Source organism: Sulfitobacter sp. EhC04 (genome assembly GCF_001650875.1).
Lineage (GTDB): Bacteria > Pseudomonadota > Alphaproteobacteria > Rhodobacterales > Rhodobacteraceae > Sulfitobacter.
Genome location: NZ_LXYI01000028.1, coordinates 27,548 through 43,138 on the forward strand (window position 1 = coordinate 27,548; position 15,591 = coordinate 43,138).

The following is a 15,591-nucleotide window of genomic DNA, read 5'->3' on the forward strand; positions in this document are numbered from 1 at the left end:
GTTACTGCGGCGCCCGAAGAAGCACCGCCCGGTTTTCGGTCAGGAAATCGGTAACCGACTGTCCGGACTTGCCGGTGAGCGTCTTGAGATCGTCGCTGGCCACATCAAGGTAGCCTTCGGCGATTGCCTGGTCGAAAGAGACGAAAACACGCGCCATGAACTCGGGCAGGCCATTTGCGATCATCGCCTGCACCATGTCTTCGGCCGGCATCGGAACGTAGGGGATGTCCTTGCCGGCGATGTCCGACAAAAGCGCCGCGATATCGGCCTGGCCGGTGGATTCGGGCCCGGTGATGTCCAGGACCTCGCGGTCGGTCGCATTCATCAGCGCGGCAGCGGCGGCGCGGGCGCAGTCGGCGCGCGTGACGTAACTCGCCCGTCCGTCCCCTGCCGCGGCAAAGAGCTGCCCCATGTCGATCGCCTGCGGTCCGCTCATAAGCAACAGATCCGTGTAAAGGTTGTTGCGAAGGATCGTGTAGCTGGCGCCGCTTTGCTCGATCAGCTTCTCGGTGTTCTGATGATCCTTGCTGAAAGTGATGGGGCTTTCGGGTACCGGGCTGGCAAGCGAGGTATAGACGATGTGGTCGATACCCGCCTCGCGTGCGGCGGTGATCGCATTGGAATGAGCCGCGAGCCGTTTGCCCGGCTCCAGATCGTCGGTGGAGATGATCAGGATCCGCTTGCCGCCCGCGATGGCCGGACCCAGTGTTTCGGGCGCGTTGAAATCGCCTTGGCGAACATCCACCCCCTTGTCCCTGAACTCGGCGAGTTTGTCGGCGTTGCGCGTGACCGCGATGATCGGACCGGCGCCCGCCTCGATCAGTTGATCGATTACCTGGCGTCCAAGCTGGCCGGAGGCGCCTGTGACGATAAATGGTCCGTTCTGAAAGCTTGCCATGGGCGTATTCCTGTTCTTTGAGAGAGAGTCAGCCGTGGATGTGAACCTGCGCGGGGTTGGCCAGCTTGCCGCGGGCGAAGTCCCAGCTCGTTGTCAGGATTTTGATCATGACGTCGACCTCTGACCCATCGCGCGGCGCAAAGGCCATGACGGCATTTGCCGGGATGTGTCCGGCCGACGCCATCGGGTGCGGTTCGCCCCATCCCTTGGCGATGAGTTCATCGACCGCCGCCAGCGGCAGCATCATGTGCGACGAACCGTCATAGGAGGGATGCACATGGGCAAATTCGCGTCCGATCATGAAGGCTTCACGCGGGCCGCAGGCATGCGCCACCGGCAAGACCAGTGCTTCGGCGCCGGGCACCGAGATGCCCGACCGGCAGCGCTCGACGAAGGGCAGGGCGAAGGCCTTCTCCTTGAAAAATGCGTGGATCTCTGCCGAGGAGTTCTGCGACACCTGCTCATGCGGGGCGCAATCGGTGGTGTCGGGGCGCGGGCCCTGCCGCGGGGGAAGTTCGAAGCTCATGGTTGGTCCTATCCAAATCTGAACGCGCTTTCGACCGCGCCCAACACGTGATCCTCGAGGGTCTTCTCCCCCCGATCCGCAAGCGCAGCCCCGGCCACGACGTGCAACGGGATCAGATGTTCCTCGCGCGGATTGGCATCGCGTGCGCCGGGCGCCTGATCCCACTCGGCCAGCATGGCATGGCGCACTGCGGGGTCTTCATGGGTCACCGCACTCGTGAGCCATCGGTCAAAGTCTCCGCCGTTCACCGGGCCGTCCGGTCCGCCCCTCATCGCCCGCATCATCTTGCCCATGTTATGATAGGTATTGCCGGATCCGATGATCAGCACCCCTTCGTCGCGCAAGGGCGCCAACGCGCGACCGACGGCAAGATGCGCCTCGGGGTCGAGATCGTCGCGCAGGCTCAATTGGACGGTGGGGATGTCGGCCTCAGGAAAAGCCACCTTTAGTGGAACGAATACCCCGTGATCGAAGCCACGCGCAGCATCGGCCCCGGTTTGGAATCCCGCGTCTTCTAAAAGTGCGCGTACGCGGGTCGCCAGCGCGGGCTCGCCCGGCGCGGGCCAGGTTAGCTGATAGGTATGCTGCGGAAATCCCTGATAGTCGAACAGCAGAGGCGGGGCGGGGTTGGTCTGCAAGGTAAAGACCCGCTCTTCCCAATGGCCCGAGATCACGAGGAGCGCCTTGGGCCTTGCCGGCAGGCTCGCAGGCAAGTCCTCAAGGAATTTGCGGTGCCGATCCCAGGCGTCAGGCGGGTTCCAGTCCATGAAGAAACAGGGGCCACCCCCATGGGGAACAAACAATGTCGGCTGCTTTTCAGTCATGTTGTCGTCCTTTTAAACCCAAGTCCGAGGCTATGGGCACCCCCGTGGCAACTCCGCAGCAGATCAGATTGGCGCTGCCGGAACTGCCGGTGCATAGGCCGACTTGACCGCACGCACGCGATTGGCGGTCAGCCACGAGACGATCAGGAGTACCCAGGTCGCCAGAGCCGGCGACCAACCCGGATCGCCTGCGCCCACATGGGCCCCGAAGGCGAGCACCAGATGCCAGAACATTGCCGCATAGGCCCAATCTGCCAGCACCGCCGAAGGGCGCCAGAGGATCACAACGGCACCGACGATCTTCAAAATTGCGAGTGGCCAGATGATGTATGTGGGATAGCCCAACACCTCGCGATACATGCCCGCGACCATGTCGTGGGATGAGATGTAGAAGGCCGCCGCACCCAGATAGACCAATGCCACAAGGCCGGTCGCGATCCAGTAGACATATTTTGCCACGTTGTCACTCACTGCCGCTCTCCCGGTTTTCGGCGGGTTGTTAGGCTGCCGTTTTCCATATAGTATCATTAGGTGCCTTGCTTCATCAGTTAAAGTAGGCACTTAAAAGTAACTTACTTTCGTGGGCTGCGAGGGCTATCCACAATGAAAAGCGTCCAACCAGCTTCCTGCCCGATGGAGGCGCTGCTGCGTGTCATCACGGGACCTTGGACGATTTATATCCTTTGGGTTCTGTCCGAACAGGGTCCACAGCGTTTCGGCGCGACCAAACGGCTGGTGCCTGGAATTTCCACCCGGGTCCTGACTGAGAGGCTGAGAATGCTGGAACATGCCGGCGTGGTCTGGCGCGAGCAGGCCATGACCATCCCGCCCGCTGTCACATACGGGCTGACTGAACGCGGCGCGGAGCTGCGCGGTGTGCTGGACACCCTTGGATCCATTGCACGCCGCTGGGAGGCGGAGGGTGCTTTCGACGGGACGGCACGCTCGGCGGAATGATGACGTCCGTCCTGTTCGCGGAATAATCCCGCGCCAGAAAGCACCGCGAACGGAGCACGGCCCGAAGCTCATGACGAATTGAAAGCCGCGTTGGGTATGCCTGACAGGCGGCACTCACTCCGAACGATCCGCCCAGGTTTGCGGCTTGCCGCCACATAAAAATCAATTTACTGTACCGACTAGACGGTACAGTCAAGTTTGAAATCCCGCAATGCTGCACAGGACAGGAAGAGCGAGATGCGCGAGAGAAAAATGGCCGAGGTTTTGTTCGGCGCGCGGGAGGTCTTCTTCCGGTGCGGTTATGAAGGCGCCACCGTCGATGCCATTGCCGCCGAAGGGAAAGTGTCGAAGGCAACAATGTATTCGTATTTCCCGACCAAGGAGCAGCTGTTTCTGAGCGTCGTGGAATCCGAATGCGGTCGGCTTGCGGAAGAGATCCTCCGACCCTTGTCCGCAGGTCCCGAGCCGCGCGCCCAGTTGGAAAAACTTGCCCTGCGCATGATCGATCTCGTTCTGGACGAAACCTACATCCGCCTTCTGCGGACGTGTATCGGTGCCACCGAGATGCTTCCCGAGGTCGGGGAGGTGTATTTTCGTGCCGGACCGAAACGGGCACGCGAACTCATCAGTAAAGTTCTGGAACGCCTTTCCCGGGAAGGCGCGCTTGAGATCGACAACCCCCCGCGTGTTGCGGATCACTTCATACATCTTTGCGTTTCTGGACTGTTGATGCCACGCCTGCTGGCCGTGCAAAGAACAGTCGAGCGGGACAAGCATGCGGCCGATGCAGTCACTGCATTCCTGCGACTCTACGGGAGCGGACATAGAGTAGAGCTCTGAACTGACCTTGCTTTCCGACAACGGGGCAGTGCTCCACATCTCTCAATAAAATTGCCGAATGGACAGTGAATAATGACCATACAATCCAAAATGCAGGCAAAGAATGCGTCACCAAGGATCCTCGGCGCTGCGCGGGCAATTGCGCACAGAGAGGGCGCGGGAAAGATTACGATCGACGCCGTCGCGCGTGAGGCCGATCTCAGTAAAGGCGGGGTCTTATACAATTTTCCGACCAAGAGAGCGCTTCTTGCCGGGCTGCTTGATGAGATGCTCGCAGAACATCACGAACGCCTGGCATCAGTCCCGGAAGATCGCAGATCCCGCACCCTGCGTGGGCACCTGGAAGCAATCGTGCAAGCCAGAGCCGTCGATGACGACCTCTCGATGGCGATTCTCGCGGCTGCCGCGTCAGATCCGCGGCTGCTCGATCCGCTACGGGCTGAACTGACCGGCGACCTTGAGCGTATCCTGTCCGACACACAAGACACTCCGGGTGCTATGGTTGTCGTCCTAGCGATCCAGGGACTTCGGTTCCAGAAACTTCTGGGCCTTCCCGACGGTGGCGCGGATCTCAGGGGACGCGTCATCGAGCAATTGAGGGCCATGATTAATGAACTCGAATAGAGAGACACGAAGTTTGAAGCGGATCGTTTTTGTTATTGCGGTAGCGGCCGTGTCGGCCGTTGCCGTCCCGTTTGTTTCGCCGTTCCTGACCGATGTGCTGGCCCAGACCGCGACGGACACCCTGGAGGCAGAAGTCGATACAAGGCCTGCAGCGAACGTGGAGCGACCAGTCACGGTCGAAGTGACCCGTGCGCTCAATCGCGTCGTAAGTCAGTCTCGCAGCGTTGCAGGCCGCGTCGAACCTGCTCGAACGGTGGACCTTGCGTTTCAGATACCCGGGCAGATCATTCGCCTTGAGGTTGAGCCCGGCGACACGATTCGCGAGGGCGAGGTGATCGCGGAGCTCGACCAAATCGATTTCGAACTCGCCGTCGACCGGGCTCAGGCGTCCTACGACCTGGCGAATTCCGAACTCGCGCGCGCCTCGGACCTCGCCGATCGTGGCGTGGCGTCCGACGCGCGCCTCGACACGGCCCGCGCGCAGTTCGTCCAGGCAGAAGTCGCGCTCCGCGAGGCAGAGCGGCGCCTGTCCCAAACGAAAATCGTCGCGCCATTCGACGCGATTGTGGCGCGCACCTTCGTTGAAGAATATGTCAACGTCACGTCGGCCGCGCCTGTCGCGCGTCTACAGGATGTCAGCGAGATGCGGCTCGTGATCTCCCTGCCAGAGGAACTTGCGGCCATTGCGCGGTCGGCACCCGATGCCTTCGAGATCGTTGCAACTTTTCCGGCTGTTCCGGGTTACACCGCGCCTCTGGTGCTTCGCTCGTTTGCGACCGATGCCGACCGGACGGCGCAGACCTACGACGTGGAATTTGCGATCACGGGTGATATCGACCCGCGTCTTCTGCCCGGGATGACTGCGGATGTGCGCATCTCCATTGCCGCAGAAGCAGATCGCCCGCAATCCGTGATTGTCGCGTAGCCCTTAATTGTGAGATGAGAAATCCAACGAAATCAACAGCTGTGCTTTGCCCTTAAATATGAGATTTTGCCTTTAATTCCGATATTTTTGCTCTTAAACCTGAGACAGGGTTCACAGACATTTGCGGCAAATATCGATGGATGATGATGGCGAAGACTCCGTTGCCGTTGGTGCTGAAGAAGCGCGCAGAGCCGCGGTGCTGCGTCCCCTTGTTCAGGCCTTTCTCAAAGGGACTGGCAGTCTGGAAAGTGGCATCAATGACGCCGTTTGGGAGCTTGGTGTCAGCAGGGCGACGGTCTGGCGTTGGATAAAGCGGTTGGCGGAAGAGGGTGGGCGCACCAGCGCTCTGGCGCCGCGGAAACGGGGCCGCCCGACCGGGACGCTCTTGATATCCAGCAAAGTCGAAGCGGTGATCGAAGAGCACCTTCGCCGTTATTTTTTGCGCCGGGAGCGTTCGAGCCTGTCGCGCGTCGTGACAGAAATCCGCAGTGTGTGCTGGCAACAGGGCTTGCAGGCGCCGACACGGCGGACGGTTCAGCGTCGCCTGGATGCGATGGATGCCCGCGAAGTTGCGAAGGCACGAGAGGGCGCAAAGGTTGCCCGCCAGAAATTTGCGCCGGTCACAGGTGAGAACAAGGCCAGTGTGCCACTGGAGATCGTCCAAATTGATCATACGCCGGCGGACATCATTCTTGTCGACAGCTTTGAACGCCAACCAATTGGGCGGCCTTGGGTCACGCTGGCGATCGACATCGCAACGCGGATGGTAACCGGATACTACACTTCTCTCGAGGCGCCTTCGCGACTGTCAGTGGCGCTTTGCCTGACACAGGCGGTGGCCCCCAAGGCGGAACTTCTGACGGAATTGGCGTGCAATATTCCTTGGCCCGCACAGGGCAAACCGCTCAGCCTCCACGTCGACAATGGCCGCGATTTCCGGTCGCGGGCCTTTCGTTCGGCATGCGCGGAATGGGGGATCGATCTGGTCTATCGGCCGCCGGGAAGTCCTCACTTCGGAGGTCACATCGAACGTTTGATCGGGACGATGATGGGGGCCGTCCACCTGTTGCCGGGAACAACGCAATCCTCGATCGCGACCAAGGGCGACTATGATGCCGAAGGCATGGCCACGATGACGTTGAGCGAATTCGATCGTTGGTTTGCTTTGGAAATCTGCCGTTACAACAACAGCATTCATTCGAGTCTTGGCTGCACGCCCGTTGCCAAATGGGAGGCGCTCTCAGAGCAAATGACGGGCGACATCCCATTTGATATCGAAGCCTTTCAGGTGAGTTTCCTGCCGAGCGAACTGCGCAAGATCAGGCGTGACGGCATCCATCTGTTCCAGATAAGATATTGGTCCGATGCCCTTGCAGGCCACATCGGGCGCGGGGATGGAAAGGTGGTCGTTCGCTACGATCCTCGTGATATCTCAATGATCTGGGTTGAACTGGACGATGGCCGGTATGTTGAGGCGCGGTACAGAAACCTCGAGATTCCGCCCGTCTCGCTCTGGGAATATCGCGAAGCCATGAGGAAGGCTCGTGCCCTTGGCGCGTCCGGGTCCAATGAGCTGGTTCTGGCTGAGCTGATCCGACAGCAACGCCAGATAGAAGCTGAAAGCCGGGGCCTAACGAAGGCCGAACGCAGAACCCGTGAAAGAAAAGGGACATTGGAGGGTGCCAACTCGGCCGTCTCGTCAACCGAAGGGCTGCGAGCGATCGATACGGGTGATACATCGCGCCCATTGTTCAAGGTGGAGAGATGGTGAATTGAGGGCAGGGACAACTGAAGAAGACGGCCGGATCGCCCTCATTCAATCGGATATCTGGATCGGCTTTCCACGGGCGGAACAGGTGTTGGACCGCTTGCAGGGCATGATCGAAGCGCCACGACAAACCCGTATGCCTGGGCTTCTTGTGCATGGCGCCTCCGGGATTGGAAAGACGATGATTGCCCGAAACCTGTCGCGCAAGTACGCACCAGAATACGATCCGGCGTCGGGCATCACCCGCACACCGCTTCTGCTGTTGCAAGCGCCGCCCGCGCCTGATGAACGGCGGTTCTACCTGCACATCCTGGCCGCCGTCGGCGCCCCGGCGACGGCACTGAGCGCTCGCGCTCAAAATGTGGCTTCCCTCGAAGTCCGTGTCATCGCGCTCTTGCGTGACCTTGGCCTGCGGATGATCATGATCGACGAGGTTCACAACCTTTTGGCCGGGACCCACCGCGAACAGCGCCGCTTTCTCAATGTTTTACGGTATCTCAGCAATGAACTCGAAGTATCGCTGGTCTGCCTCGGGGTCAGCGAGGCCGTCGATGCCATCCGTGGTGATATCCAGTTAGCCAGGCGGTTGGACGAACATCACCTCCCAAACTGGCGCGACGATGCCGAGTTCTCGGACATGATCCAGACACTCATCGCGGCAATGCCCCTCGAGAAGAAATCCAATCTGAAGGTCAAGTCACTCAAGCAGATACTTGCGCTGACCGGTGGGGTGACCTCGCGCATCTTCGCGCTGATCAAGGATCTTTCCATCGACGCCATTGTCACAGGTGATGAATGCATCGCCGATGACGCAATCGCAAAATGGACCCCGGTTTGGTCGCGCCATGCGAACGCCCATCGGCGGCTTGAGATGACCGGGCTGTGAAGCCGCGTTCGCTGCCCAAGACTGTCGCGCCGCTGCCAGACGAGTTGTTGTCAGGTTGGCTGTCCCGGCTGGCTGCGGCCAACTACTGCAATGACGCGGAACTGCTGGCTCATATCGAAATCGATACCACGCATGGCACCGCCTTGGACTTCAGCATCGACGCGGCTGCGGCAGAGAAGATTGGCAATGCCGCACGGGTCGCCCCAGATGTCGTGCGATCTTTGGCCTTTCCGGCGATGACGCCACGAGAAGCCTCGCTGACGGCCCAGATGCCATTCCAGCATTGTCTGCAATGCTCCCGAGAGGGCCTTTCGCTCAGGCATTGGAGGCGGGCCTGGGCATTCGACTGTCAAGTTTGCGGGACGAGACTTGTGCAGACACTTGGTAAAACAGGTGACGAACAATTACCCGACAAACTGATTTACCGAGCGCGCCGCGGGGCAGGGATGCTTGAGTGCGCCGCGCGATCTCGAAGCCCCAAGCAACTTCGGCGCGCAATGCGCGCGGTCACCTTTTCCATGTCACTTAAGGGCTGCCACGGGGAGCCGTTGTTCGCTCTTCAAAGCCACAGACCAGAAGTGAGGCTGTTTTGCCTTGCCGCAATCGCCGCCGCGCGATCTCATCCCTTGGCTAAGGCAGCCATCGTCAGCTTCGCCATAGACGACTTTGCCAGGGTTGCTCTCTTACGCGCCTTCGAGAAGGAGCATCGATTGCTAGCCGCGGTCGATCACATCGCGCAAAGGCGCGCGAGAAGCAAAGTCCCCATGACAGCCGAATCTCGCAATTAAGGGCAAAACTCGATGCCGAAAGCGTCTCGTCTCAGATTTAAGGGCAACGCGACAGCTAGAGTCAACGCCTCTGTCCGCCAAACTTGCAGAGAATTCGCGCATCTAGCCCAGTTTGACGAATGTTGCTCGAAGCACGAATGTCCGCACAGATGAAAACGAACCGCCCGTGTCCAGTCTTCGTCTCTTGCTGCGATTTATAAATGCGTGGCCCAGCGAGGATGGCTCTCGTCAATGATCAAGGCATGGCTGTGCCTGCGATGTCCCCTTAGGTGGGGATGGTCGAGTGGCAAATTTTTGTGGGTGTGCTCAAGCTCAACGGGATCGCCGGACGGCCAGAGTTTCAGCGCTGCGAGCATACCGAAGGCGGCGATGAGGGCCAGTCCGATCAGTGCGGGAACGACACCATAGACCGTCAGCAGCCATCCCGACAGCGGATAGGTCACAAGCCAGCAGGCGTGGGACAGCGCGAATTGCGCCGCGAAGAGTGCCGGGCGGTCCCCGGCGTGGGCGGAACGGCGCAGCAACCGGCCCGAGGGGGTGAGAACGGTGGAATACCCCAACCCCACTAGCAGCCAGGCTGTCAGAAGGATGGACCAGCCAAGGCCTGCTCCAAGGACCGTCAACGCCAGACCGACCAGAGTAGCCACCATCAGCGCGGCTCCGCCGAACATAACGGGCCGGTCCGGCAACACATCGAGAACACGCGGCAGGACCAGCGCGGCGATCATCGACCCTGCGCCGAAGGCGAACATCGTCCAGGCCAGAGCACTTTCCGAAAGGCCGAGCGAGCCGCGCACAAGAACGACGGTATTGACCAGCACCATCGCACCTGCCGCCGCCGCCGCGAGGTTCAATGCCAAGAGCCCGCGCAAGCGCGGCGTGGCCAGATAGATGCGGATGCCGCGCGTTGTGCGGTCATAGACACCGCGCGGCTCGGATGGGCGGGGACTCGGCAGCACGATCGAAGCAACCAGAAGGGCCGATGCGGCGAAACCGAGGACCGTTCCGAGGAAAAGTGAATTGTAGGACATCACCGCGAGCAGAAGGGCCGCCAGCGTCGGGCTGACGATGTTTTCCAGATCGTAGGCCAGCCGCGACAGCGACAGCGCGCGGGTATAGCGCGCCTCTTCGGGCAGAACGTCCGGGATCGTGGCCTGAAAGGTCGGCGTGAAGGCGGCGGAAGCCGATTGAAGAAGGAAGATCAGGACGTAGACCTGCCAGACCTCGGTCACGAAGGGCAGTGCGAGGGCGACACCGGCACGCACCAGATCGAGCATCACCAGAAGCGCGCGGCGCGGCACGCGGTCTGCGAAAGCCCCTGCAATGGGCGCGATGCCCACATAAGCAACCATCTTGATGGTGAAGACTGTGCCGAGGACCAGCGCCGCCCCGTCGCCCGAAAGATCAAAGGCGAGCAGGCCGAGTGCGACTGTGGCGAGTCCGGTACCCAGAAGGGCTACGACTTGCGCCAGAAAGAGGTGCCGATAAGTGCGGTCGGAGAGAATATCGAGCATGGTCGGCCTCAGAGATATCGGGCGATCGCCCGCAACTCTGCGCGATCAGTTTCAGAACTTTCAACGTCAATACAATGGTCCATGTGATCATGGATCAGCGCACGCTTGGCGTTCGTCACGGCCTTTTCGACCGCTTGCATCTGCTGAGCAATCTCCAGACAGGGTTTGCCCGCCTCGATCATTTCGATCACGGCGCGCAAATGGCCGTCAGCGCGTTTCAGCCGGGCGACAAGGGCGGGATGGGTTGCATGGACTGGATGTTTTGTCATAAAGTAGTTCTATCCCCCCCGGGAGGATAGAACAAGATGGTGCCACGACGCACCACGCTAGAGACGGGCAGACGGGCAGACGGGCAGACGGGCAGAACCTATGGAAACCTTGAGGACAGTTGTAAACGCCGCGTTTGCGACACTCTTATGTTTAGCCGTACTTCTCTGGTCTGTGGTGCCCGCAACCTCGCACGCGCCCTCAGTCTTCAGCGTCCTCCAAGAGCACGCAGAAATGATTGCTGAGCACGGTCATTCGCATGGACTGGAAGAAGACCTTGCCTGGGCCATGCATGGACACAACCATGACAGCGTCGATCACGATCACAGTCAGGCGGTTGTGCCTGGCCCCGACCGATCGCCGCACCCGCTCGATATTTACAGAGCCGCATGGCCTTTGAGGTCGGCCACGTCGAACACCTTACAGACATACCAAATCGAACGACCTCCGCGCGTCTGACCGACTGCGTGCCAACAGCGCGCTGCATTCGATCATCAACACATATGCGGAGTCAAATCCATGAATATAGTCCACCGGGGCTGGACCGATCCCGGCATACGCCGGATCGTGATCCTGTCCTTAATAACGCTGTCGGCACTCGTTCTGAGTGCAAGCCACGCGTTTGCCCACAATGTCACCGAAGGTGACGCGGGCTACATCCAAGAAATCTGGGGGATCAACATCATTCCCTTCATGTATCTCGGCGCCAAACACATGGTGACGGGATACGACCACATCCTGTTCCTGCTCGGCGTCGTCTTCTTCCTCTACAAGATGAAGGATGTCGGCGTCTACGTCAGCCTCTTCGCCCTCGGGCACTCGTCCACTATGCTGGCCGGTGTCTGGTTCGGCTGGGGCATCAACGCCTACATCATCGACGCGATCATCGGCCTTTCGGTCGTCTACAAGGCGCTCGACAATCTCGGGGCGTATCAGCGCTGGTTCGGGTTCCAGCCGAACACTAAGGCCGCAACGTTGATCTTCGGCTTTTTCCACGGCACGGGCCTGGCCACGAAAATCCTAGAGTATGAAATCGCTTCGGACGGGCTGCTGGCCAATCTTCTGGCGTTCAACGTGGGCGTCGAGCTTGGCCAGATCATGGCGCTTGCCGTGATCCTCATCGTCATGGGATTCTGGCGGAAATCCCCAAACTTCTTCCGCCAAGCCTACACCGCCAACGTCGTCATGATGTCCATGGGATTCATCCTCATGGGCCTGCAAATCACCGGCTACTTCGTAGCCACCTGAGAAGTTAGGAGACCAAAATGTTTAACGCAAAAAAACCGAGCCTTGATGAGCTTCCCAGCTCCGCGCAGCTTATCCGTTCCACTGCCATTGCGGCGGCCAGCGCCGTTGCGATCCTTGTGACCGTCGTGCTGCCTGCCGAATACAACATCGACCCGACCGGGATCGGCGGGGTTCTCGGGCTGAGCGAGATGGGGGAGATCAAAGCCCAGCTTGCGGAGGAGGCCGAAGCCGACAGGCTGTTGGAGATCGAAGCCGAAGAGCAGTCGAGCCTTATGAACGATATCTTTGGACTCTTTGTCGGCACGGCACATGCACAGGAGGCCGAAGTCTGGCGCGACGAAACCACCTTTACGCTGGCACCCGGCGACAGCGCCGAGTGGAAGCTGGTCATGGAAGAGGGCCAGACAGTGGAATACCGAATGCTGGTCGATGGCGGTCGGGTGAATTTCGACATGCACGGCCACGGCGGCGGTCAGTCGGTGACCTATGAAAAGGGCCGCGGTTCGACCGGCGACGAGGGCGAGATCATCGCGGCATTTGACGGCGAACACGGATGGTTCTGGCGGAATCGGGACAGCCAGCCCGCAACCGTGACTGTCCAGGTGCGCGGCCAATACACCGAATTCAAAGACGCAAGTTGACACAAGGGCAGCCACCCGCATGAAAAGATGCGGGTGGCTGCCTGGCTCCGAAACAGACCTTGGATGAGTCCGCAGTCTCGCCTCAGATTTTCCCCTGAAACCAACCTCGGGCATCCGTTGGCCAATCAGTGAGTACCCACGTGGCAATGTCACGCCTATGTTACAGGATACTTCTTGACCTCCCCCTACTGGAAGCTTGCATAAGAATTGCATGATCCGCGTTTTTCGCCTCATTTTGATTCTTGCATTGAGCTTCGGTGCCGTGGTTGCGCCGGATGTATCGGCAGCGAATGCGGCTGAGGCAGCAATGGTTCAGATGGTGGGCGCCGAAAGCGCGGACGACCATTGCGGCGGATGCGATCCGATCGGATTTGCTGACGGGATATCCTGCGAGGGTGGGTGTACGGTCCCATGTGGCGCGGGAAGTTCGGCCGGTATCGTAGCTCGTACGTCAGCGATGACGCTTGAGATGGCCTTCGGTGTTGTCATCCCGGTCGCGGGACCTGTGATCCCGATTGGCGCGATTCCCTCGCTTGATCCATTCCCTCCCAAGCTGCCTGTCTGAACCTGATAACGGCCTAGCTTATTGCGGGGCCTGACCGTTGCCTTGGCCGAAGCTGGCTGAGCGCGACCCCTTCAGATCAAGGCAGAAGTGATGACCCTCAACAGACTGATTTCACGACGGCACGTGCTGCGCACCGGTGCCGCTTTCACGGCCATATCCGCTCTGTCACCGGCTCGAGTAGCGATGGCAGGTCCGACAGAGGACCCATTCTTGCTACGCGCTGCGGCCGGACAAGCCGCCCTGCGACCGGCACCCTACGGCTCTACCGACGTCTGGAGCTACAATGGATCCCTCCCCGGCCCCGAGATCCGGGTGCGGCAGGGAGACCGAATTCGGGTTCTGGCCCGGAATGGGCTAAATGAGGGGACGACGGTCCACTGGCATGGCATTCGCACACCCAATGCGATGGATGGTGTGCCGTTCCTAACACAGGACCCGATCCCCGTCGGTGGCGATTTTCTCTATGAATTCGATGCACTGGATGCTGGCACGTTCTGGTATCACCCGCACCAACGCAGTTCCGAACAGGTCGGACGCGGGCTTTACGGGCCGCTGATCGTCGAGGAAGCAAACCCGATCCGCGTAGATCGCGATCTGACCTGGATGCTCGATGACTGGCGGATGACCGGCGACGGACAGATTGCGACAGATTTCGGAAGTCGGCACGACGCCGCGCACGGCGGGCGTATCGGCAATTCCGTGACCATCAACGGCCAGATACCGGACCGCATCGCCGTGCGATCCGGAGAACGCATCCGCCTGAGGTTGGTCAACGCAGCCAATGCCCGGATATTCGGGCTGGATTTCGGGGGGCTTGCGCCGGTCGTGGTCGCTCTGGACGGTCAACCCGTGGCACCTCATGCACCAGACAGTGACGCCGTGGTGGTCGGCCCGGCCATGCGTGTCGATCTGGTGATCGACATGACCGGCAAGCCCGGAGAGAGCGTGACCGTCACCGATGTCTTCTACAGGGATCTGGAATACCGTCTGGTCGATCTCGCCTACGGGCCTGACAGGCTGCGGGACAGTGTGCCGGATTGGTCGATGGACCTGTCGCCCAACCCGCTGGCCGAACCGGATATGGCGTCGGCTGCGCGGCATCAGATCGTCTTCAACGGCGGCATGATGGGGCAGATGATGATGGGCGGCGGCATGGGGTCCATGATGGAGCAGATGCGCGAAGGCAACATGTGGTTCATCAACGGCAAAGCAGCAACGGGGCACATGATGGATCCCTTGCTGGTCCTGCCGCAGGGCACGTCGCATGTGCTGCAGATGGACAATCGCACCGCGTGGCATCACCCGATGCATTTTCATGGACATTCGTTCCGTGTGATCACACGGAACGGGCAACCGACACGGCACCGCGAATGGCAGGACACCGTCCTGATGGCGCCCGAGGAACGGGTCGAGATCGCCTTCGTGGCGGACAATCCGGGAGACTGGATGTTCCATTGTCACATCCTGGAGCACCAGGCGGCCGGCATGATGGGCATCATACGTGTCGATCCTGGCACGACCAAAACCTGAAACAATCTCACGTAACGATCACCACGAAAGGAAAGAACCGATGAAGAAACTAATTGGACTTGCCAATCTTGGCACCGCAGGTGCTGCCGCTATACTTGCAATGAGCCTGAATGCCGCGCCTGCCGCAGCGCAAGAGGCCACGCTCTACAAGAACCCGCAATGCGGATGCTGCGAGAGCTATGCGGACTACCTGCGCGAGAATGGCTTCACAGTCGAGGTGAAGCCGACCCACGATCTGGCTCAGATCAGCCGTGATGCAGGTATCCCGGACGATTTTCAGGGCTGCCATACGACCTTTCTGGAAGACTACGTCGTCAGCGGTCATGTGCCGGTCAATGTCGTCAACAAGTTGCTTGATGAGCGCCCGGACATTGTCGGCCTGACACTTCCCGGCATGCCGTTGGGATCGCCGGGTATGGGGGGTGCGAAGCAGGAACCGTTCAAGATTTACACCGTCGAAGAAGGTGTGAACCCGACCGTCTATGCGGTCGAATGATCAATTGCGCGGTCTGGTGCGATCCCGTGCCTGACCGGTTTCAAGGGAAAACAAAGGATGAAGTGCATGATGATGGATGGTGGAATGATGGGTGGCGGCATGATGATCGCGATGGGACTGGTTTGGTTACTCATCGTGGCGGTGCTGGTGCTCGCGGCAATCGCCTTGGTCAAATACATCCGCTCGGACAGCGGAAAATAGAAATGCGCCAAGATGCGGAATGAGGGCGACAGCAACGGCGACGGCCTGTTGTCGATGGGGATTGGTCTGGGGGCGTCCGTCCTGCTTGTCGTG

Annotated in this window: 19 protein-coding genes; 13 read left to right on the top strand and 6 right to left on the bottom strand. The window is 60.0% G+C overall.

Annotated features, from left to right (window positions below; genetic code table 11):
• Position 1: 1 nt before the first annotated feature.
• From A8B82_RS12970 to A8B82_RS12985, 4 genes are all read right to left on the bottom strand, one after another.
• Positions 2-898, bottom strand: coding sequence for an SDR family oxidoreductase (locus A8B82_RS12970; protein WP_037931965.1), 897 nt, complete (start codon positions 896-898; stop codon positions 2-4).
• A 28-nt stretch (positions 899-926) separates the two neighbouring features.
• Positions 927-1,424, bottom strand: coding sequence for a luciferase domain-containing protein (locus A8B82_RS12975; protein ID WP_037931962.1), 498 nt, complete (start codon positions 1,422-1,424; stop codon positions 927-929).
• An 8-nt stretch (positions 1,425-1,432) separates the two neighbouring features.
• Positions 1,433-2,248, bottom strand: coding sequence for a DODA-type extradiol aromatic ring-opening family dioxygenase (locus A8B82_RS12980; protein WP_037931959.1), 816 nt, complete (start codon positions 2,246-2,248; stop codon positions 1,433-1,435).
• 63 nt (positions 2,249-2,311) lie between these two features.
• Entirely contained in the window at positions 2,312-2,719 is a 408-nt protein-coding gene (locus A8B82_RS12985; protein WP_157802081.1) for a DoxX family protein, read from the bottom strand.
• A gap of 132 nt (positions 2,720-2,851) precedes the next feature.
• On the opposite strand from A8B82_RS12985, the gene A8B82_RS12990 reads away from it, so the two are divergent.
• From A8B82_RS12990 to A8B82_RS13020, 7 genes are all read left to right on the top strand, one after another.
• A complete protein-coding gene (locus A8B82_RS12990; RefSeq protein ID WP_224556225.1) occupies positions 2,852-3,205 on the top strand; it encodes a winged helix-turn-helix transcriptional regulator in 354 nt (117 codons plus the stop codon).
• 237 nt (positions 3,206-3,442) lie between these two features.
• Positions 3,443-4,045, top strand: coding sequence for a TetR/AcrR family transcriptional regulator (locus tag A8B82_RS12995; RefSeq protein WP_036540318.1), 603 nt, complete (start codon positions 3,443-3,445; stop codon positions 4,043-4,045).
• Positions 4,046-4,117: 72 nt separating this feature from the next.
• Complete coding sequence (locus A8B82_RS13000; protein WP_224769550.1) at positions 4,118-4,669, top strand: TetR/AcrR family transcriptional regulator; 552 nt, start codon at positions 4,118-4,120, stop codon at positions 4,667-4,669.
• 13 nt (positions 4,670-4,682) lie between these two features.
• Positions 4,683-5,594 carry an efflux RND transporter periplasmic adaptor subunit gene (locus tag A8B82_RS13005; RefSeq protein ID WP_224769549.1) on the top strand — a complete coding sequence of 304 codons (912 nt, stop codon included), beginning with the start codon at positions 4,683-4,685 and terminating at the stop codon, positions 5,592-5,594.
• Positions 5,595-5,730: 136 nt separating this feature from the next.
• Positions 5,731-7,365, top strand: coding sequence for a Mu transposase C-terminal domain-containing protein (locus tag A8B82_RS13010; RefSeq protein WP_111550019.1), 1,635 nt, complete (start codon positions 5,731-5,733; stop codon positions 7,363-7,365).
• Positions 7,325-8,248, top strand: coding sequence for a TniB family NTP-binding protein (locus A8B82_RS13015; RefSeq protein ID WP_268873819.1), 924 nt, complete (start codon positions 7,325-7,327; stop codon positions 8,246-8,248). Before A8B82_RS13010 ends, A8B82_RS13015 begins: the two co-directional genes overlap by 41 nt.
• Entirely contained in the window at positions 8,245-9,036 is a 792-nt protein-coding gene (locus A8B82_RS13020; protein ID WP_037932134.1) for a TniQ family protein, read from the top strand. The genes A8B82_RS13015 and A8B82_RS13020 overlap by 4 nt, the downstream gene beginning before the upstream one ends.
• A gap of 194 nt (positions 9,037-9,230) precedes the next feature.
• Here A8B82_RS13020 and A8B82_RS13025 read toward each other — a convergent pair whose 3' ends face one another.
• Positions 9,231-10,550, bottom strand: coding sequence for an MFS transporter (locus tag A8B82_RS13025; RefSeq protein WP_067293074.1), 1,320 nt, complete (start codon positions 10,548-10,550; stop codon positions 9,231-9,233).
• A gap of 8 nt (positions 10,551-10,558) precedes the next feature.
• Entirely contained in the window at positions 10,559-10,819 is a 261-nt protein-coding gene (locus tag A8B82_RS13030; RefSeq protein WP_007120627.1) for a metal-sensing transcriptional repressor, read from the bottom strand.
• Positions 10,820-11,336: 517 nt separating this feature from the next.
• Between A8B82_RS13030 and A8B82_RS13035 the strand changes: the two genes are divergently transcribed.
• The 6 genes from A8B82_RS13035 to A8B82_RS24685 all read left to right on the top strand — a co-directional run bounded on the left by A8B82_RS13035 (position 11,337) and on the right by A8B82_RS24685 (position 15,498).
• Positions 11,337-12,065, top strand: a complete 729-nt coding sequence (locus tag A8B82_RS13035) for a HupE/UreJ family protein (RefSeq protein ID WP_067293076.1) — start codon at positions 11,337-11,339, stop codon at positions 12,063-12,065.
• Between the two features lie 17 nt (positions 12,066-12,082).
• A complete protein-coding gene (locus A8B82_RS13040) occupies positions 12,083-12,706 on the top strand; it encodes a hypothetical protein (RefSeq protein ID WP_037929504.1) in 624 nt (207 codons plus the stop codon).
• Positions 12,707-12,917: 211 nt separating this feature from the next.
• Complete coding sequence (locus A8B82_RS13045) at positions 12,918-13,271, top strand: hypothetical protein (protein ID WP_037929506.1); 354 nt, start codon at positions 12,918-12,920, stop codon at positions 13,269-13,271.
• 210 nt (positions 13,272-13,481) lie between these two features.
• Complete coding sequence (locus tag A8B82_RS13050; protein WP_223865962.1) at positions 13,482-14,801, top strand: multicopper oxidase family protein; 1,320 nt, start codon at positions 13,482-13,484, stop codon at positions 14,799-14,801.
• Positions 14,802-14,841: 40 nt separating this feature from the next.
• Positions 14,842-15,297 (top strand): DUF411 domain-containing protein, encoded by a 456-nt coding sequence (locus tag A8B82_RS13055; protein WP_037929510.1) that lies wholly within the window; start codon positions 14,842-14,844, stop codon positions 15,295-15,297.
• A 66-nt stretch (positions 15,298-15,363) separates the two neighbouring features.
• Positions 15,364-15,498, top strand: coding sequence for a hypothetical protein (locus A8B82_RS24685; RefSeq protein ID WP_007121580.1), 135 nt, complete (start codon positions 15,364-15,366; stop codon positions 15,496-15,498).
• Positions 15,499-15,591 lie beyond the last annotated feature (93 nt).

Coding starts and splice junctions, on each gene's coding strand:
- A8B82_RS12970 (WP_037931965.1), bottom strand. CDS start 898: ATGGCAAGCTTTCAGAACGGACCATTTATCGTCACAGGCGCCTCCGGC.
- A8B82_RS12975 (WP_037931962.1), bottom strand. CDS start 1,424: ATGAGCTTCGAACTTCCCCCGCGGCAGGGCCCGCGCCCCGACACCACC.
- A8B82_RS12980 (WP_037931959.1), bottom strand. CDS start 2,248: ATGACTGAAAAGCAGCCGACATTGTTTGTTCCCCATGGGGGTGGCCCC.
- A8B82_RS12990 (WP_224556225.1), top strand. CDS start 2,852: ATGAAAAGCGTCCAACCAGCTTCCTGCCCGATGGAGGCGCTGCTGCGT.
- A8B82_RS12995 (WP_036540318.1), top strand. CDS start 3,443: ATGCGCGAGAGAAAAATGGCCGAGGTTTTGTTCGGCGCGCGGGAGGTC.
- A8B82_RS13000 (WP_224769550.1), top strand. CDS start 4,118: ATGACCATACAATCCAAAATGCAGGCAAAGAATGCGTCACCAAGGATC.
- A8B82_RS13010 (WP_111550019.1), top strand. CDS start 5,731: ATGGATGATGATGGCGAAGACTCCGTTGCCGTTGGTGCTGAAGAAGCG.
- A8B82_RS13025 (WP_067293074.1), bottom strand. CDS start 10,550: ATGCTCGATATTCTCTCCGACCGCACTTATCGGCACCTCTTTCTGGCG.
- A8B82_RS13030 (WP_007120627.1), bottom strand. CDS start 10,819: ATGACAAAACATCCAGTCCATGCAACCCATCCCGCCCTTGTCGCCCGG.
- A8B82_RS13035 (WP_067293076.1), top strand. CDS start 11,337: ATGAATATAGTCCACCGGGGCTGGACCGATCCCGGCATACGCCGGATC.
- A8B82_RS13040 (WP_037929504.1), top strand. CDS start 12,083: ATGTTTAACGCAAAAAAACCGAGCCTTGATGAGCTTCCCAGCTCCGCG.
- A8B82_RS13045 (WP_037929506.1), top strand. CDS start 12,918: ATGATCCGCGTTTTTCGCCTCATTTTGATTCTTGCATTGAGCTTCGGT.
- A8B82_RS13055 (WP_037929510.1), top strand. CDS start 14,842: ATGAAGAAACTAATTGGACTTGCCAATCTTGGCACCGCAGGTGCTGCC.
- A8B82_RS24685 (WP_007121580.1), top strand. CDS start 15,364: ATGATGATGGATGGTGGAATGATGGGTGGCGGCATGATGATCGCGATG.